The organism is Pseudomonas sp. NPDC089547 (assembly GCF_050280665.1).
GTDB lineage: Bacteria > Pseudomonadota > Gammaproteobacteria > Pseudomonadales > Pseudomonadaceae > Aquipseudomonas.
On the sequence record NZ_JBNNVS010000017.1, the window covers coordinates 13,697 to 31,499 of the forward strand.

At 63.6% G+C, this 17,803-nt stretch carries 12 protein-coding genes and 1 pseudogene; 7 read left to right on the forward strand and 6 right to left on the reverse strand.

Translation table 11 applies throughout. From position 1 onward, the window contains the following. Positions 1-67 precede the first annotated feature (67 nt). Positions 68-640 (reverse strand): xanthine phosphoribosyltransferase, encoded by a 573-nt coding sequence (locus ACQKPZ_RS13935; protein ID WP_427538941.1) that lies wholly within the window; start codon positions 638-640, stop codon positions 68-70. A gap of 65 nt (positions 641-705) precedes the next feature. Then, a complete protein-coding gene (gene rep, locus ACQKPZ_RS13940) occupies positions 706-2,715 on the reverse strand; it encodes a DNA helicase Rep (RefSeq protein ID WP_427538944.1) in 2,010 nt (669 codons plus the stop codon). Positions 2,716-3,010: 295 nt separating this feature from the next. On the opposite strand from rep, the gene ACQKPZ_RS13945 reads away from it, so the two are divergent. Next, a complete protein-coding gene (locus tag ACQKPZ_RS13945; protein ID WP_427538947.1) occupies positions 3,011-4,675 on the forward strand; it encodes a putative bifunctional diguanylate cyclase/phosphodiesterase in 1,665 nt (554 codons plus the stop codon). A gap of 115 nt (positions 4,676-4,790) precedes the next feature. Here ACQKPZ_RS13945 and ACQKPZ_RS13950 read toward each other — a convergent pair whose 3' ends face one another. Further along, positions 4,791-6,179: a NorM family multidrug efflux MATE transporter gene (locus ACQKPZ_RS13950; RefSeq protein WP_427538950.1), complete on the reverse strand. Its 1,389-nt coding sequence runs from the start codon at positions 6,177-6,179 to the stop codon at positions 4,791-4,793. Between the two features lie 155 nt (positions 6,180-6,334). Here ACQKPZ_RS13950 and ACQKPZ_RS13955 point away from each other — a divergent pair, with 155 nt between their 5' ends. From ACQKPZ_RS13955 to ACQKPZ_RS13965, 3 genes and pseudogenes are all read left to right on the forward strand, one after another. Next, positions 6,335-7,261, forward strand: a complete 927-nt coding sequence (locus tag ACQKPZ_RS13955; RefSeq protein WP_391130754.1) for a LysR substrate-binding domain-containing protein — start codon at positions 6,335-6,337, stop codon at positions 7,259-7,261. 275 nt (positions 7,262-7,536) lie between these two features. Continuing rightward, a pseudogene (locus tag ACQKPZ_RS13960) lies at positions 7,537-8,580 on the forward strand (Cache 3/Cache 2 fusion domain-containing protein); the annotation flags it as partial. A gap of 132 nt (positions 8,581-8,712) precedes the next feature. Then, positions 8,713-9,435, forward strand: coding sequence for a methyl-accepting chemotaxis protein (locus ACQKPZ_RS13965; protein ID WP_427539107.1), 723 nt, complete (start codon positions 8,713-8,715; stop codon positions 9,433-9,435). A gap of 141 nt (positions 9,436-9,576) precedes the next feature. Here ACQKPZ_RS13965 and hglS read toward each other — a convergent pair whose 3' ends face one another. Together hglS and ACQKPZ_RS13975 are read right to left on the reverse strand one after the other, a co-directional pair. Beyond that, entirely contained in the window at positions 9,577-10,971 is a 1,395-nt protein-coding gene (hglS, locus tag ACQKPZ_RS13970; RefSeq protein ID WP_427538952.1) for a 2-oxoadipate dioxygenase/decarboxylase HglS, read from the reverse strand. A 226-nt stretch (positions 10,972-11,197) separates the two neighbouring features. Then, positions 11,198-12,088, reverse strand: coding sequence for a LysR family transcriptional regulator (locus ACQKPZ_RS13975; RefSeq protein ID WP_427538955.1), 891 nt, complete (start codon positions 12,086-12,088; stop codon positions 11,198-11,200). 136 nt (positions 12,089-12,224) lie between these two features. Here ACQKPZ_RS13975 and amaB point away from each other — a divergent pair, with 136 nt between their 5' ends. Beyond that, positions 12,225-13,715 carry an L-piperidine-6-carboxylate dehydrogenase gene (amaB, locus tag ACQKPZ_RS13980; protein WP_016712672.1) on the forward strand — a complete coding sequence of 497 codons (1,491 nt, stop codon included), beginning with the start codon at positions 12,225-12,227 and terminating at the stop codon, positions 13,713-13,715. 166 nt (positions 13,716-13,881) lie between these two features. Continuing rightward, positions 13,882-15,168: an L-pipecolate oxidase gene (amaA, locus tag ACQKPZ_RS13985; RefSeq protein WP_391130745.1), complete on the forward strand. Its 1,287-nt coding sequence runs from the start codon at positions 13,882-13,884 to the stop codon at positions 15,166-15,168. A gap of 108 nt (positions 15,169-15,276) precedes the next feature. Here the strand turns inward: amaA and ACQKPZ_RS13990 are convergent, their stop codons facing one another. Next, positions 15,277-16,704, reverse strand: coding sequence for a mechanosensitive ion channel domain-containing protein (locus ACQKPZ_RS13990; protein WP_427538958.1), 1,428 nt, complete (start codon positions 16,702-16,704; stop codon positions 15,277-15,279). 409 nt (positions 16,705-17,113) lie between these two features. Between ACQKPZ_RS13990 and ycaC the strand changes: the two genes are divergently transcribed. Beyond that, positions 17,114-17,743 carry an isochorismate family cysteine hydrolase YcaC gene (gene ycaC, locus ACQKPZ_RS13995; RefSeq protein WP_427538962.1) on the forward strand — a complete coding sequence of 210 codons (630 nt, stop codon included), beginning with the start codon at positions 17,114-17,116 and terminating at the stop codon, positions 17,741-17,743. Positions 17,744-17,803 lie beyond the last annotated feature (60 nt).

Below are 17,803 nucleotides of genomic sequence, written 5' to 3' on the forward strand. Positions count from 1 at the left end.
TACCACTGGTTTTGAATACTGTGATATCCCTGTGGGAGCGGGCGTGCCCGCGAAGCAGGCGCCGCGATTACTCGATGAAAGTGACCACACCACCTTCCAGCGACTTCACCCGGGCCAGCGATTCAACGCGGTAGCCCTGGCTGTCCAGCTCGGCACGGCCGCCCTGGAACGACTTCTCGATCACGATGCCCAGGCCCGCCACGGTGGCGCCGGCCTGCTTGATGATCGAGATCAGCGCTTGCGACGCCTTGCCGTTGGCCAGGAAGTCATCAATCACCAGCACGCGGTCACTGCTGTTGAGGTGGCGCGGCGAGATGGCCACGGTGCTCTCGGTCTGCTTGGTGAAGGAATACACCGAGGCAGTCAGCAGGTTTTCGGTCAGGGTCAGCGACTGGTGCTTGCGAGCAAAGATCACCGGCACGCCCAGCTTCAGGCCGGCCATCACCGCCGGGGCAATGCCCGAGGCTTCGATGGTGACGATCTTGGTCACACCGGCGTCGGCGAACAGGCGGGCGAACTCGTCACCGATCAGTTGCATCAGCGCAGGGTCGATCTGGTGGTTGAGAAACGCGTCGACTTTGAGAACCTGATCGGAAAGCACGATGCCTTCTTCGCGAATCTTCTGATGCAGTGCTTCCACTGTGGTATTCCTCGATGTAACAAAGGTGGCCGCTAAAAGCGGCAGAATTAAAGAGTAATGGTTGATCAGCGTTTGAGCATTGCCCGGATATCGGCCAGGGCGTTGTTGCCGCGGGCGGCCTTTACCTCGACCGGCGCATCGTCCAGGCCCTCCCAGGCCAGGTCATCCGGTGGCAGTTCGTCGAGGAACCGGCTGGGCGTGCAGTCGATGATTTCACCGTACTGCTTGCGCTTGGCGGCGAAGGTGAAGGCCAGGGTCTGGCGTGCGCGGGTGATGCCCACATAAGCCAGGCGGCGTTCCTCTTCGATGGTGTCGGCCTCGATGCTGGAGCGGTGCGGGAGGATTTCTTCTTCCATGCCCATGATGAACACGTAGGGGAATTCCAGGCCCTTTGAGGCGTGCAGGGTCATCATCTGCACGCCTTCGGCGTTTTCTTCCTCTTCCTGCTGGCGCTCGAGCATGTCGCGCAGCACCAGCTTGCCGATGGCGTCCTCGATGGTCATGTCACCCTCTTCATCCTTTTCGAGGGTGTTCTTCAGCGCTTCGACCAGGAACCAGACGTTGCTGATGCGGAACTCGGCGGCCTTGTCGCTGGCGGTCTGCTGGCGAATCCAGTTCTCGTAATCGATGTCGCGGATCATCTCGTGCAGCGCGGCAATCGGGTCTTCCAGGGCAACCTTGTGGCGCACGCCGTCCAGCCAGTGCTTGAAGCGCTGCAAGCGCTCGGTATAGCGGGCGTCCAGGTGCTCGCCCAGGCCCAGCTCCTCGCTGGCGGCGTACATGGAAATACCCCGCTCGGTGGAATAGTTGCCGAGCTTTTCCAGGGTGGTAGAGCCGATTTCGCGGCGGGGCACGTTGATTACGCGCAGGTAGGCGTTGTCATCGTCCGGGTTCACCAGCAGGCGCAGGTAGGCCATCAGGTCCTTGACCTCCTGGCGTCCGAAGAAGCTGTTGCCGCCCGACAGGCGATACGGCACCTGGTGGTGCTGCAGCTTCAGTTCGATCAGCTTGGCCTGGTAGTTGCCGCGGTAAAGAATGGAGAAGTCGCTGTACGGGCGGTTGGTGCGCAGGTGCAAGGTGAGGATTTCCATGGCCACGCGTTCGGCCTCGGCTTCCTCGTTCTTGCAGCGGATAACGCGAATCTCGTCGCCCACGCCCATCTCGCTCCACAGTTGCTTCTCGAACGCGTGCGGGTTGTTGGCGATCAGTACGTTGGCGCAGCGCAGGATGCGGCTGGTGGAGCGGTAGTTCTGCTCAAGCATGACGATCTTCAGGGAGGGGTAGTCCTCCTTGAGCAGCATCAGGTTCTCGGGCCGGGCACCCCGCCAGGCGTAGATCGACTGGTCGTCGTCGCCCACCACGGTGAACTGGTTGCGCATGCCGATCAGCATCTTCACCAGCAAGTACTGGCTGGCGTTGGTGTCCTGGTATTCGTCCACCAACAGGTAGCGCACGCGGTTCTGCCACCGCTCCAGCACCTCGGGGTGCTCCTGGAACAGCTTGACCGGCTGCAGGATCAGGTCGTCGAAGTCCACCGCGTTGAACGCCTTGAGCGTGCGCTGGTAGTGGGTGTAGACGATGGCGGCGGTCTGCTCGCGCGGGTTGCGCGCCTTTTCCAGTGCTTCGGGCGGCAGGATCAGGTCGTTCTTCCAGGCACCGATCATGTTCTTGATCTCGTCGATGCCGTCGTCGCCGGAGTATTCCTTCTGCATGATGTCCGACAGCAACGCCTTGATGTCGGACTCGTCGAAGATCGAGAAGCCCGGCTTGTAGCCCAGGCGCTCGTGCTCCTTGCGGATGATGTTCAGGCCCAGGTTGTGGAAGGTGCACACCGTTAGCCCGCGGCCCTCTCCCGGGCGCAGCAGCGTGCCGACCCGCTCCTTCATCTCGCGCGCGGCCTTGTTGGTAAAGGTCATCGCCACGATGTACTGGGCACGGATGCCGCAGTTCTGGATCAGGTGGGCAATCTTGCGCGTGATCACGCTGGTCTTGCCCGAACCTGCACCAGCGAGCACCAAAAGAGGGCCGCCGACGTAGTCACGGGCTTCCTGCTGCCGGGGGTTGAGTCGGGACATGCTAGAAACCGGGGTCGCCAGAAAATAGCCGCGCATTCTAACAGGCATGGGACCGTTGTGGCGCGACCGTCTGACGTCTGAGTCAGACTTTTGTCCGGCCTACTATTAGTGTTACTAATCCTAGTACCTGAAAAAATCATATTTGCCGCTTCGGCTCGTTTCGAGCAGGATGCACGACAAAATACGTCGGGAAGCTACGCCCGTAAAAACATGTATAAAAGTGAAAATCATTTTCATTAAATGCAGTAGCATACCCGCCAGTTATCGTTGCACCGTGAAGCCCTAAGGAGTCCGCTTGTCCACGCCTGTCGAACCTTTGCGTTTGCTGCTGTTGGCTGATGAGCCGGAATGGGCCGCCTTGTTGCACGCTTGCATGCCTGCCCTGAGCGGCAGCGCCGTGTTGCTGACCGCCCCCAACTGGGACGCAGTCGACAGCCTGTTCAGCCATGACCGCCAGGCAGTCGTGCTGGCAACTCCGGCCCGGCAGCCGGTGCCAGGGCGCTGCGACCTGCCGACCATCCTGTTGCTCGACCACGAGCCCGAGGTGGCGCCCACTGCCGTCAGCGACTGGCTGGTACGCGACCAGCTCAATGCCGATGCCTTGCGCCGCTCGCTGCGCCATGTGCGCGAGCGTGGTGTGCTGGTGGCCACCTTGCAACGCCTGGCCGAACAAGACCCACTGACAGGCATCGCCAACCGCCAGGGCTTCCAGGCCTTGCTTACCGCACGCCTGGCCGAAAACGAGGGCCGTGGTGTTGCCCTGGGCCACCTGGACCTGGACAACTTCCGCCACGTCAACGATGCCCTCGGCCACCAGAGCGGCGACCGGCTGATCCTGCAAGTGGTGTCGCGGTTGCAAAACCAGCTTGAGGCGGGCGACCAGCTGGCGCGCCTGGGCAGCGACGAGTTTGCCCTGTTGATCGACACCCGTCGCGACGCCAACCGTGCCGAATGGATTGCCGAGCGCATCGTCGAGGCCCTGGCCGAGCCCTACTGGATCGACGGCGAAAGCCTGCTACTGGGCTGCAGCCTGGGCCTGGCCCATGCCCGCGCCCAAGGTGGTGCCGACCCGCTGATGTGGCACGCGCATATCGCCATGCGCCAGGCCAAGGGCAGCCAGGGCTGCACCTTCCATGTGTTCAATGAACGTATCAACCGCAACGCTCGCAGCCTGGCCGACCTGGAAAGCGAACTGCGCCGCGCCCTGCGCCGCGACGAGCTGGAGCTGCACTATCAGCCGCGGCTTGACCTGGCCGACGGGCGCATCGTTGGCCTCGAGGCGCTGGTGCGCTGGCGCCATGCAGAGCGCGGGCTGCTGCCGCCCAGCGAGTTCGTGCCCCTGGCCGAGCAGAGCGGCTTGATCGTACCGCTGGGTTACTGGGTCATCTCACGGGCCCTGCGTGACATGCAGGCGCTGTGCGAGCGGGGCCTTGAGCCGCTGCACATGGCCGTCAACCTGAGCTTCCGTCAGTTTCAGGACAGCCAGTTGCTGGCCACCCTGAGCCGCCTGATCCTTGAGCATGGCGTGGATGCCCGCTGGCTGGAGTTCGAGCTGACCGAAACGGCAGTAATGCGCCGCAACGAGGTGGTGCGCCAGACCATGGACGCCCTGGGCCGCCTGGGCGTGCGCTTCTCGCTTGACGATTTCGGCACCGGGTTTTCCTCGTTCGTGCACCTCAACAGCCTGCCGATCACCTTGCTCAAGGTAGACCGCAGCTTTGTGGCCGAAATGGAAATGCGCGAGGAAAACCGCAAGCTGGTGCACGCCATGATCAACCTGGCGCACAACCTTAACCTGGAGGTTGTGGCCGAGGGCGTTGAGAGTGAAGAGCAGTTGGCATTGTTGCGAGGGTTTGGGTGCGACCAGGTGCAGGGTTTTCTGGTCAGCAAGCCGTTGCCGGTGGATGAGCTGATGGAGTTCTTGCTCAATTGCAGCAGGCCGAAGCTGGTTAGCCTGTGACATCGTAGGGGAGGGCTTCGCCCTCCGATCGCGACACAAGGCCGCTCCTACAAGGGACCGCATGACCTGTAGGAGCGGCCTTGCGTCGCGATGGGCTGCAAAGCAGCCCCGGCAATCAAACAGACACCGCAGACCTGTCAGGTGAAACTGCCTTCATCATCAACCGCTTCATCCGCCACTCAAAACCAAAGGTCAGCGCCACCGCCGCACACGCCAGCCCCAGCGCCAACCCCCACCAGATCCCGACCGCCCCACCGCCCAGGTTGAACGCGAACAGCCAGGCACTCGGCGCCCCCACCAGCCAATAGCAGCACAGCCCGATCAGGAAGGTGGTCTTGGCGTCCTTCAGCCCGCGTATGGAGCCCATGGCAATGGTCTGCATGCCATCGAACAGTTCGAACCATGCTGCCACCATCAACAATTGCACCGCCAGTTGGTAGATGGCTGCAAAGCCAGGGTCATTCCGGTCGATGAACAGCCCCACCAGCGCTTCTGGCAGCAGCAGGAACAGCGCCGCAAAGGCAAACATGATCATCGCCCCGAAGCCGATGCCTACCCGCCCGGCGCTGCGCGCCGCCAGCAGGTTACCGGCGCCGTAGTACAGCCCCACGCGCATGGTCACCGCATACGACAAGCCAGTCGGTACCATGAACGCCGTGGACACGATCTGCAAAGCGATCTGGTGCGCCGCCAATTCGGTACTGCCCAGTACCCCCATGCACAGGGCGGCAAAGGCGAACAGGCCCACCTCCACCATATAGGTACCGCCAATCGGCAGGCCCAGCCGCCACAGCTCACGCAGGGCCGGCAGCGATGGGCGCGACAGGCCCTTGCGCAAGGGGTAGGCGGCATAGGCCGGGTGCCAGCGGATATACAGCGCCAGGGCGACGGCCATGCCCATCGACACCACCGCAGTGACCAGGCCGATGCCCATCAGGCCCAGCTTGGGCAGGCCGAACATGCCTTCGATCAGCGCCACGTTGAACAGATAGTTCAGCACCGTGCCGACCAGGCTGATCACCATTACCGGGGTCGAGCGGCCCAGCGCGCTGGTGAAGCCGCGCAAGGCCATGAAGGTCAGGTAGCCGGGTAGTGCCAGCGGCAGCAGGGTAAGGAATTCGGCGGCCGAGGCCACGTTTTCGGGCTGTTGCCCGAACAGCAGCAGTACCGGCTCAAGGTTCCACAGCACCAGCGCCGCGAACAGCGCCAGGCCCCAGGCCAGCCAAAGGCCGTTCTGTGCCAGGCGGGTGGCCCCTTCGATATCGTTGGCGCCTTTGCGGATTGCCACCAGGGTGCCGACCGCGGCGATCACGCCCAGGCAGAAGATCGACACGAACGAATAGCTGGCCGCGCCCAAACCGCCACCAGCCAAGGCCTGCGGGCTGATACGGGCCATCATCAGGGTGTCGGTCAGTACCATCAGCATGTGCGCCAACTGCGAGGCAATCAGCGGCCCGGCCAGGCGCAGCAAAGCCTTGAGTTCGGTAGTGGGCGCGACGTGCATGGGCAGTCCTTGTTCCTGAGCTGATGAACGAAGCGCGATTCTGAGGCTTCGGTCAAGTTTGCACAAAAGGATAAATGCGATAGTTGGCATGAGTTGAACTCATGCATATTTGCTCCTTGATGATTCGCCTCTCACGCCCATATTGCAGGTGCCTGATGCCACGCCAGCTACCACCGCTGTATGCCTTGCGCGCATTTGAAGCTGCCGCACGGCTCAGTTCCTTCACCCGAGCCGGCGAAGAGCTGTCGATCACCCAAAGCGCTATCAGCCGGCACATCCGTACCCTGGAAGAGCATTTTGCCTGCCGCCTGTTCGTGCGCAGTGGGCGCAGCCTGCAGTTGACCGAAGCCGGTCGGGTGTTGCTGCCGGGGGTGCGTGAGGGCTTCGCCGCGTTCGAGCGGGCCTGCGAAACCTTGTGTGGTGAAGACGACATCCTGCGCATGAAGGCGCCTTCGACCCTGACCATGCGCTGGTTGCTGGCGTGCCTGAGCCGCTTTCGCCACTTGCAGCCGGGCAACGAGGTGCAACTGACCAGCGCCTGGATGGACGTCGACCATGTGGACTTCAACCAGGAACCGTTCGATTGTGCGGTGTTGCTCAGCGACGGGGTGTTCCCGGCGGACTGGGAGGTGCGCAAGTTGTTTCCGGAACTGCTGATCCCGGTTGGTGCGCCGGACCTGCTCGACGAAGAGCCTTGGGACGTGTGCCGGCTGGCCGGCATCGAGCTGCTGCACCCCACCGTGGACAAGCGCGACTGGCGCGAATGGCTGGAGCGCATGGGCCTGAGTGACAAGGTGTCGCTCAAGGGCGGGCAGGTGTTCGATACCCTGGAGCTGGGCATGATTGCGGCGGCGCGTGGCTACGGGATTTCCATGGGCGATTTGCTGATGGTGGCCGAGGATGTGGCGCAGAAGCGCCTGAGCCTGCCTTGGCCGACGGCGGTGCCCAGCGGCATGGATTATTACCTGGTGTGGCCGCGTACTCGGCGCGGAGGGGAGCGGTTGCGGCGGTTGAGTGCCTTTCTTGAGCAGGAGGTGGCGGCGATGGATCTGCCCGATGTGGAAATCCTGCCGCCCCTTTGATTGCTTGTGCCGGCCTCTTCGCGGGCTCGCCCGCTCCCACAGGATTACCGCAGGCTCTGGAGTGGCGCAGTAACTGTGGGAGCGGGCGTGCCCGCGAAAGGGCCGGAACAGGCGATAGAAAACGTTTGCGTATACCCCGGCCCGACACTCAAGTATTCGGCCGCGACGCCGATTTACTGGCACCAGCGTCCCGGAAGAGGGCGCGCTCCCCGTCAATCAGAAGCGGGCGGTCAGCGTGATCAGGACGATCCCGGCCTCTTGCCTGGAGCTTCCCCATGTCTCAACCGCGTGCCCGCATCGCCTCGCAGCTCGGTGTCGCCCTCGCCATCGTGCTGGCGCTGGTGATTTCCGGCAGTACCCTGTTTGCCCTGCGTTCGCTGGACGATGCCAACCTCGCCACGCGCCAGGCCCACCTGGCCAGCGAAGCGCGCTTGCTGGCCGACCAGCTCGACACGTTCCACGGCTCGCTCAAGGACAATACCCAGCGCCTCAGCGGCCTGTTCGAGCGCCGCTTCGCTTCAGGCCTGTCGCTGCATGCCGGCGAGACCGTGCAGGTCGCTGGCCAGGCGACACCGGCCTTGTACCTGGGCGACCACTTGCTGAACAACGACTTCCAGCAGGTTGACGAATTCCAGCAGATGACCGCCGGGATTGCCACGTTGTTCGTGCGTAGCGGTGACGACTTCGTGCGCATCAGCACCAACCTGAAAAAGCAGGACGGCAGCCGCGCCATCGGCACCCAACTCGATCGCCAGCACCCGGCCTACCTCAAGCTGCTGGCCGGGCAGATGTACGTTGGCCGCGCGGTGCTGTTCGAGCGCAACTACATGACCCGTTATGTGCCAGTGAGCGACAGCAATGGCCGGGTGATCGCCGTGCTGTTCGTCGGCTTCGACTACACCGACGCGCAGAACGCGCAGTTCGCCAACCTCAAGCGCTTCCGCATCGGCCAGACGGGTTCGTTGGCCCTTCAGGACGAAAAAGGCCAATGGCTGGTACCGCCGGCCAATGCCGAGCAGCAGTTGTACAGTGCCACTGCACCCTTTGCCGAAGGCCCCTGGACGGTGGTTGCGAGCATGCCAATGGAGGAAATTCGCGAGGTAACCTGGAGCGTCGGCCTGCGCCTGGCCATCGGCAGCTTGCTGGCCATGGTCCTGGCCGTGGCTGCCACGCTGTGGCTGTTGAGGCGCAAGTTGCGGCCGCTGGACGAGCTGGTGCGGCAGGCCGAAGCGCTTGGGGCAGGTAACCTGAACGCACGGCTGAACGTGACCAGCCATGACGAAATCGGCCAGCTGGCGCGCAGCTTCAACAAGATGGGCGAGGCACTGTCGACCATGGTCGAGCACATCCGCAGCGCATCCGAGCAGGTCAGCACCCGCGCCCGTTCGCTGTCCGGCCTGTCTGCTGGCGCCTGCGAGGGCATGGACCAGCAGTCCGGCGAAATCACCAGCATGGCCGGTGCGGTGGAGGAGTTCAGCGCCACCTCGATGAACATCGCCGACAACATGGCGGGCACCGAGCGCATGGCCCGTGACAACGCCCAGCAGACCCGCATCGGCCGCAACGCCATGGACGAGGCATCGCGCTCGCTGAAGCAGATTGCCGACGCCCTCGGCGGCACTGCCACGGTGATGGACAACCTGGGCGCACGTTCGCAAGAAATCGGCGGCATCATCAGCGTCATTACCGCGATCGCCGAACAGACCAACCTGCTGGCGTTGAATGCTGCCATCGAGGCTGCCCGCGCCGGTGAACAGGGGCGTGGCTTTGCGGTGGTGGCTGATGAGGTGCGTGGGCTGGCGGCGCGAACCCGCCAGGCTACGGATGAAATCTCCGGCATGATCACCAGCATCCAGCAGCAGACCGGGCACGCCATCACTACGCTGGAGCAAGGTAACCAGCTGATGCAGGACGGCCTGGAGCGTAACGACAAGGTGGCAGAGGCGCTGGCGCGTATCGACGAGCAAAGCCGTGCGGCGGGTGAGCAGTTTGCGGTGATCAGCACGGCGACTCAGGAGCAGAGCAGTACTGCGACTGTGCTTAGCCGTAATTTGCAGAGCATTGCCCAGGCCAACGGCGAGCAGCGCGAGGTGGCCAATGAGCTGGCCTTTACTGCGCGAGAGCTGGAAGGGCTGGCGGCGCAGTTACGGCAGGAAGTCGATCGTTTTCGCTGATACCGCAGGGGGCCGCCCTGCGGCCCATTCGCGGGCACGCCCGCTCCCACAGGATCACCTCAAGGCCCAGGCTTGCGCTGTCCCTGTGGGAGCGGGCATGCCCGCGAATGGGGCGCAAAGCGCCCCTGGCGATATCCAGCCTTACATCGAACCCAGGTTCAACGCCTGGGCACATGCCTGTAACGAACGCCGCTCGCTCTGCGCATACAGCGCCAGCTCATCCTGCACCTGCAGCCCCAGCGCCACTTCAAACGCATCGCGGTTGGCATTGCTGCCGTACTCGGCCTGCGCATCGTCGCCCAGGTTGGACTGGAAGATCCCCGCCGCGCTCACCGGCAGGAAATCCTCGTATACCAACGTCTCGAAGTGCACATGGCCAGCTTCGATCAGCCCTTGCAGGGTAGTCGGGCGGCCTTCCTGGTCACGAGCAGCCAGGCCTTTTTCGGTGGCGAAGTAACGGAAGTACGCCAGGCCCTGCTCACGCATCTGCGCCAGGTCATCCGGGAATTCGGCAAAGGTGTCTTTCAGCAGCGCCATGTAACGCTCGGCATTTGCCTCGGCCGGTGCGCCACCCAAGGCAGCGCGGGTGGCGTCGAGCAGCTTGTCGTACAGCTGGCGACCTTTCGGCGTCAGGGCCGCGCCACGTTGTTCGATCTCGCCAAAGCGCGCGGTATGGCTGCCTTCGCTGCCTTGCTGGTCGCTGAACGCGACTTTTTCCTGCAAGGCCTTGAAGCTGGTCTGGCGCAGCAGGATCGGGTGGCGGCGGGTGGGCGGGCCTTCGACCACAGCCTTCGGCGGGATGCCTTTGGCCGGCATGCCGAGCTGGATTGCATCGATGTCCAGGGTGCGCGGGGTCAGGTGGTTGATATGCGGGCCCTTGAAGGCCACCACGTCGGCGATCAGGCGGTGCTGGTCGTGCAACTGCTGGTACTGCTCGGCGGTGACAGTGGCATCGTGGTGCCAGCGGAACGTGTGCAGTGCTTCGTGCACGAACGCCTCGGCATCTGCCGCGTTCAGGCCGCCATCGCGCTCGCATTGGGCGATCAGTTCGAGGGCACGGCTGGTGAAGATCTGGCGCTTGGCCAGGATGCTCTGGGCCAGCTCGCGCAGTTGCAGGTTGTCGATCAGTTCCAGGCGCAGCAGCGAGGTGAACACCCGGAACGGGCTGATGTGCAGCGATTGCTCGTGCACGGCGCGGAAGGCGGTGGAATGCACCGGTACGCCAGCGGAGCTGAGGTCGTAGTAGCCGACTGGCTGCATGCCCATTACCGCGAACAGGCGGGCGATGGTGGCCAGTTCTTCGGCAGTGCCGACGCGGATGGCGCCATGGCGTTCGTGGTCGAGGCGTTCGATTTCGCCGGTCCAGCGCAGGGCCTCGGCAACCTTGGGCTGCTGGGCCATGACCTGCTGGTTGATTTCGCTCACCAGCTCCAGCAGCGTGCCGTACAGCGGCACTTCCTGTTTGTACATGAGCGACATGGCGGCAGAGAACTGCGCGCGAATGCTGTCTGGGCTGACGAAATCGTGGGCGGGCATCGCTAGCTTCCTGGTTGGGTTCGGACGCTTACATGAAAGCTGGGAATGCACTTGGCTCACAAGCGAAAAAAAGTGAGTGTGTCATTCCTTTTTTGATCGACCTCAAGGGCCATTGGGGCTGCTTTGCAGCCCTTTCGCGACACAAGGCCGCTCCTACAGGGGACCGCGTTGCTTTTGTAGGAGCGGCCTTGTGTCGCGAAAGGGCCGCACCGCGGCCCCGGCAATCTCAAGCCTGCAACTGCTCGTGAATCCATTCCACCAACGCCCTCACCTTGGGCACCTCCGCCGCATGCTCGGCATACGCCAGGTAATGCGCCCCGGCGCTGCGCATCGCATGGTTCCAAGGCACCACCAAACTCCCCTCGGCCAACTCCTTCGCCGCCAGATAACGCGGCACCAACGCCACCCCACACCCGGCCTGCGCCGCACTCAACGCCATATAGAACGTATCGAAGCGCGGCCCGTGGTAGGCGCTGACGCTTTGCAGGTCCTGCTCCAGGAACCACTCATGCCAGGCCTCCGGCCGCGACGTGCTCTGCAGCAGCACCAGATCGGCCAGTTCCTCGGCCCCGCCTAGCTCACGCCCTGCCAGCAGCTCCGGCGCGCACACCGGCACCACCTCTTCGCGGAACAGCTCCACGCAGGTAGCCCCAGGCCAGGTCCCCTGGCCATAGAAGAACACCACGTCCGCCGAGCCCTGCAACAGGGCAAACGGCTCCATCTCGTTGCGGATGTCCAGGTGGATGTTGCTGTGACGTTTGCCAAAACCCTTCAGGTGCGGGATCAACCAGCGCACGCCAAAACTCGGTTGAGTGGCTACCTTCAATATCTCGGTCTGCTCGCCGTAGGTGAGTACGTAGCGGCTGGACATGTCCACCTGGGTGAGGATCTTGTTGACCTCGGCCAGGTACAGGCTACCGGCCGGCGTCAGTTGCAGGCGCCGGCGGATGCGCAGGAACAGGTGGTGGCGCAGCATGTCTTCAAGCTGCGCCACCTGCTTGCTGACCGCGCTCTGGGTCAGGTGCAGTTCTTCGGCGGCACGGGTGAAGCTCAAGTGGCGGGCTGCAGCCTCAAAGCATTGCAGCGCGGTCATGGAAGGCACCAGGCGTTTGGACATAGCGGTCTCTGCGGCTCAAATCATTACCTGACGGAATGATATGCGGAATAAAGGTCGTTTGTTGTACCTATGTGATCGGATTAATACTGATCCACATCATTTTTCCACCCCATCACCCGATGTAGGAGATGCACAAATGGTTGCTGGATTGCTCGAGCGCCTTGGCGTTGCCGCCGAGGCTTACACCCAGGGCGACTACCCTGTTCACACGCCGATCGACGGCAGCCAGATCGCCTCGGTGAAACTGCTCGGCAAAGCCGAGACCATCGCCCGTATCGACCAGGCCCAAAGCGCCTTCGAAGCCTGGCGCACTGTACCGGCCCCGCGCCGTGGCGAGCTGGTGCGCCTGTTTGGCGAAGTGCTGCGTGAGCACAAGGCCGACCTGGGCGAGCTGGTATCGATCGAAGCCGGCAAGATCACCCAGGAAGGCCTGGGCGAAGTGCAGGAAATGATCGACATCTGCGACTTCGCCGTTGGCCTGTCGCGCCAGCTGTACGGCCTGACCATCGCCTCCGAGCGCCCGGGCCACCACATGCGTGAAACCTGGCACCCGCTGGGCGTGGTCGGCGTGATCAGCGCCTTCAACTTCCCGGTCGCCGTCTGGGCCTGGAACACCGCCCTGGCCCTGGTGGCCGGTAACTCGGTGGTGTGGAAGCCGTCCGAAAAGACCCCGCTGACCGCACTGGCTTGCCAGGCACTGTTCGAAAAAGCCCTTAAAGCCTTCGGTGACGCCCCGGCTGGCCTGGCACAACTGGTCATCGGCGGCCGTGAAGCTGGCGAAGCCATGGTCGATGACCCGCGCGTACCGCTGGTCAGCGCCACCGGCAGCACCCGCATGGGCCGCGAAGTCGGCCCACGTGTGGCTGCCCGTTTCGGCCGCAGCATCCTCGAACTGGGCGGCAACAACGCCATGATCCTGGCCCCGAGTGCCGACCTGGACCTGGCCGTGCGCGGCATCCTGTTCTCGGCTGTCGGTACTGCTGGCCAGCGTTGCACCACCCTGCGCCGCCTGATCGTGCACCGCTCGATCAAGGACGAGGTGGTTGCCCGCGTCAAAGCGGCCTACGGCAAAGTGCGTATCGGCGACCCACGCAAGGACAACCTGGTAGGCCCGCTGATCGACAAGCTGTCGTTCGACGCCATGCAGGGCGCGCTGGCCAAGGCCCGCGACGAAGGTGGCCAGGTGTTTGGTGGCGAGCGTCAGCTGGCCGACCAGTACCCGAACGCCTACTACGTGTCGCCAGCCATTGCCGAAATGCCCGCGCAGAGCGACGTGGTGCGCCATGAAACCTTCGCCCCGATCCTGTACGTGCTGGCCTACGACGACTTCGAAGAGGCGCTGCGCCTGAACAACGAAGTGCCACAAGGTCTGTCGTCGTGCATCTTCACTACCGACATCCGTGAGGCCGAGCGCTTCCAGAGTGCCTCGGGCAGCGACTGCGGCATCGCCAACGTCAACATCGGCACCAGCGGCGCCGAGATCGGCGGTGCGTTTGGTGGCGAGAAAGAAACTGGCGGTGGTCGTGAGTCGGGTTCGGATGCGTGGAAAGGCTACATGCGTCGCCAGACCAACACCGTGAACTACTCGCGCGAGCTGCCGCTGGCGCAGGGTATTGTGTTCGACTGACCGATTGATGCTGCATGGCCGGGGGCCTCGCCCCCGGTTCGCGGGCACGCCCGCTCCCACAGGATCTCCACTGCCTTTGAGGTCTGTGTGGTCCCTGTGGGAGCGGGCGTGCCCGCGAATGGGCTGCAAGGCAGCCCCAACAAGAACAAATTGCTGGAGCCGGGCCATGTCCGAACTGCGTCAAGAATGCTTGTGGGAATTCGTCAGCAAACCGACCGTTGCCGCCCAGGCCCTGGCCGGTGAGCACAAGGCCGATGTCTGCGTGATCGGTGGCGGTATTACCGGCCTGTCGGCGGCCATCCACCTGCTCGAACAGGGCAAGTCGGTGATCCTGCTGGAGGCCTGGAAGATCGGCCACGGCGGCTCCGGGCGCAACGTTGGCCTGGTCAACGCCGGCACCTGGATCCGCCCCGACGACGTCGAGGCCACCCTCGGCCAGAAGCAGGGCAGCCGCCTGAACAAGGTGCTCGGCGAAGCCCCGGCGGAAGTGTTCGCCATGATCGAGCGCCTGGGCATCGACTGCCAGGCCCAGCACAAAGGCACGCTGCACATGGCGCACAACGCCACCGGCATCGCCGACCTCGAAGCCCGGCACGAACAATGGCGCCGCCGTGGTGCCGACGTCGAGCTGCTGACCGGCGCCCAGTGCCAGGAATACTGCGGTACCAACAAGATTTCCGCCGCGCTGCTCGACCGCCGCGCCGGCACCATCAACCCCATGGGCTACACCCAGGGCCTGGCTGCTGCCGTGGCACGCCTGGGCGGCAAGCTGTTCCAGCAGTCTTCGGTCGAAGGCCTGGAGCGTGATGGCGATGCCTGGCGGGTGAAGACCGCACGCGGTTCGGTGCGCGCCGACAAGGTGGTGATTTCCACAGGCGCCTACACCGAAGGCGACTGGAGCAACCTGCAGAAGCAGTTCTTCCGCGGTTATTACTACCAAGTGGCGTCCAAGCCGCTACAGGGCGCTGCGGCCGACAAGGTGCTGCCACACGGCCAAGGCTCGTGGGACACCCGTACCGTGCTCAGCAGCATCCGCCGCGACGACCAGGGCCGCCTGCTGCTCGGCAGCCTGGGCCGGGTCGACAACAAGCCGGCGTGGTTCGTGCGCAGCTGGGCCGACCGGATCCAGAGCCACTACTACCCGGAGCTGGGCAAGGTCGAGTGGGAGATGCACTGGACCGGCTGCATCGACTTCACCCCTGACCACCTGATGCGCCTGTTCGAGCCTGCACCGGGGCTGGTGGCGGTGACCGGGTACAACGGGCGGGGTAATACCACCGGTACCGTGATTGGCCGGGCGTTTGCCGAATTCCTGCTGAAGGGCGAGGCTGATAGCCTGCCGATACCGTTCTCGCCGATGAATGGTGTGAGCGCGCCTTCGCTGCGCACCGCGTTCTATGAGTCCGGCTTCTCGCTGTACCACGCGGGGCAATGCTTGAGAGTTGTGTTGTAAGCGCCGGCCTCTTCGCGGGCATGCCCGCTCCCACAGGTACCGCGCAGGATGTCGACATTACGCGATCCCTGTGGGAGCGGGCGAGCCCGCGAAGAGGCCAGTACAGGCTTACTTGTGCAACCAGCTAAGGAAGCCGCCCTTCTTGATCAAGGCCGGCTTCTGCAGCAACAACGATTCCCGGCTCTGGCGCCGGAACCGCTGCAACTTGCTCAGCGCCGTCTGCACATCGCCACGCTGCACCAGGCAACTCTTCACCTGCTCCTTATCGATCCGGTACAGCACGCAACTGGTCAATGTCCGGAATTCGGCAAACGAGTCATCCTCATCGATGATCCCCTCGATCCCCAGCACCTCGCCCGGCCCCATGCGCCCGGCTTCCAGCAGCTTGTCGCCATCGCGCACCGACGCCGAGACCACGCCGCTGCCAATCACCAGCAAATGCTCGGAATGCTCGCCCACCTCCAGAATCACCTGATCCGCCAGGTACTCCACGGCGGTCATGCGCTGGCTGAGCGCATCGCGCTCCTCGGCGCTCAACGAGCGGAACACCCGCACTTCGTCCAGTACCTCGCGCTGGCGGCTGCGCGGTGGTATGGCCAGGTCGACGTTCCACATCACCCCGCTGGCCTCCAGGTGCCGATGGGCAAGGTCGAACAACTGGTTGCGCGCATCGCCCTTTACGCCCGCGTCCGCTACGAAACCACTGGCCTCGTACTCCACGGACTCCAGCGTTGAAGCCTTTACCGTCACCTTCGGTTTGGGCGTGGCAAGAATGGCGCTGACGCCCTGCAAGGCTTTTTCCAGTGCATCGAATACCCGTTTGGGCCGCACCTTGGCCGGCACCACCACGCTGATGGACACCCCATGCACATCGGCCGGGCGGCTGTGGTTGAGCAGCCGGGCCTTGGCCGCCACCGAGTTGGGGATTACCGCCAGGCTGCCGGTGCCGGTCAACAGGCGCGTGGCGCGCCAGTCGATTTCCAGCACCTTTCCTTCGGTGCCGTCGATAGAGATCGAGTCGCCAATCTGGTACGGCCGCGTGGTGTTCAGGATGATGCCGCTGAACACATCGGCCAGGGTGCTCTGCAACGCCAGGCCGATGACGATGGCCATTACCCCCGATGTCGCCAGCAGGCCTTTCACCGGCAACTGCAACACATAGCCTGCGGCAGCCACCACGGCGGCCAGGAAGATCAACGCCCCCAGCACATCCTGCAACAACCGCCCGCCATGGCTGCCACGGGCCACCAGCAGCAGGCCGAACACCACCGTGACCGTGCGTGCGCCGAACAGCCACCAGCCGATGCTCAGCACGGTGGCCATCAGGTTGCGCGAGACATCGTCGGGCCAGGGTGGCGGTTGCAGCGGGCTCATGCCGGCGGCTACCAGCACCGAGCTGAACAGCAGGAATATGACCAGCCGCGTGCCGATGTGCCAGGCACGGCGCTGGAGAGGGATGACTTGCCAGAGCACGAGGTCGAGCAGGATCAGGGCGGTACCGAGCAACAACGGGGACGACTGGATGAACGCCAGCATGGTGGTCTCGGGGGTGAGGGGAGGGCTGTGGGTAGTAATAGAGCAGGTTGCTGTTGCAGGCAATGGGAGCCTGCGCCGTGGGCAGCCACTCCCTAGGCCCAGTTGTAGGAGCGGCCTTGTGTCGCGAAAGGGCTGCAGAGCAGCCCCAGGGTTTCAGCGAAGACGCACAAATTGCCGGGGCTGCTTTGCAGCCCTTTCGCGACACAAGGCCGCTCCTACAGGGATTGCGTATGCCTCAGGTTATGCACAAATCCGGTCCAGCAAATCCAACGCCAATCCATCGTTCCTGAAACAGAACGCTAAAGCCAAAAACCACTATCTACCGCTCCAAAGGTGATGGTTTTAATCTTCTCCCATCAACGCGAAACACCCAACTTACTGAAAATCAAAACCCTTAGGAGCTACCCCCATGAACAACTTCAAATACAACCGCCTGAACAAAGACGACGCCGCCGTACTGCTGGTCGACCACCAGGCTGGCCTGCTGTCGCTGGTCCGCGACATCGAACCAGACGCGTTCAAGAACAACGTGCTGGCCCTGGCTGACCTGGCCAAGTTCTTCAACCTGCCAACCATCCTCACCACCAGCTTCGAGCAAGGCCCCAACGGCCCGCTGGTACCGGAACTTAAACAACTGTTCCCGGACGCCCCCTACATCGCCCGCCCAGGCCAGATCAACGCCTGGGACAACGAAGACTTCGTCAAGGCGGTGAAAGCCACCGGCAAGAAGCAGCTGATCATCGCCGGCGTGGTCACCGAAGTGTGCGTTGCCTTCCCGGCCTTGGCGGCCCTGGAAGAAGAGTTTGATGTGTTCGTGGTCACCGATGCCTCCGGCACCTTCAACGCCATGACCCGCGACGCTGCCCACGACCGCATGAGCCGCGCCGGTGCCCAACTGATGACCTGGTTCGGCGTGGCCTGTGAGCTGCACCGCGACTGGCGCAACGACATCGAAGGCCTGGCCGCGCTGTGCTCCAACCACATCCCGGACTACCGCAACCTGATGACCAGCTACAACGCCTTCAACGCCAACAAGTAAGCCCAACCGCCGCGGGCGCCGCCAGTCGGTGCCCGCCAAGGGCAGCACACCCATCCAATC

What these genes read in the sequence shown, in the direction of transcription:
- rep (WP_427538944.1), bottom strand. Translation starts at nt 2,715, where the DNA reads ATGTCCCGACTCAACCCCCGGCAGCAGGAAGCCCGTGACTACGTCGGC.
- ACQKPZ_RS13950 (WP_427538950.1), bottom strand. Translation starts at nt 6,179, where the DNA reads ATGCACGTCGCGCCCACTACCGAACTCAAGGCTTTGCTGCGCCTGGCC.
- ACQKPZ_RS13955 (WP_391130754.1), top strand. Translation starts at nt 6,335, where the DNA reads ATGCCACGCCAGCTACCACCGCTGTATGCCTTGCGCGCATTTGAAGCT.
- ACQKPZ_RS13965 (WP_427539107.1), top strand. Translation starts at nt 8,713, where the DNA reads ATGGCCGGTGCGGTGGAGGAGTTCAGCGCCACCTCGATGAACATCGCC.
- hglS (WP_427538952.1), bottom strand. Translation starts at nt 10,971, where the DNA reads ATGCCCGCCCACGATTTCGTCAGCCCAGACAGCATTCGCGCGCAGTTC.
- ACQKPZ_RS13975 (WP_427538955.1), bottom strand. Translation starts at nt 12,088, where the DNA reads ATGTCCAAACGCCTGGTGCCTTCCATGACCGCGCTGCAATGCTTTGAG.
- amaB (WP_016712672.1), top strand. Translation starts at nt 12,225, where the DNA reads ATGGTTGCTGGATTGCTCGAGCGCCTTGGCGTTGCCGCCGAGGCTTAC.
- amaA (WP_391130745.1), top strand. Translation starts at nt 13,882, where the DNA reads ATGTCCGAACTGCGTCAAGAATGCTTGTGGGAATTCGTCAGCAAACCG.
- ACQKPZ_RS13990 (WP_427538958.1), bottom strand. Translation starts at nt 16,704, where the DNA reads ATGCTGGCGTTCATCCAGTCGTCCCCGTTGTTGCTCGGTACCGCCCTG.
- ycaC (WP_427538962.1), top strand. Translation starts at nt 17,114, where the DNA reads ATGAACAACTTCAAATACAACCGCCTGAACAAAGACGACGCCGCCGTA.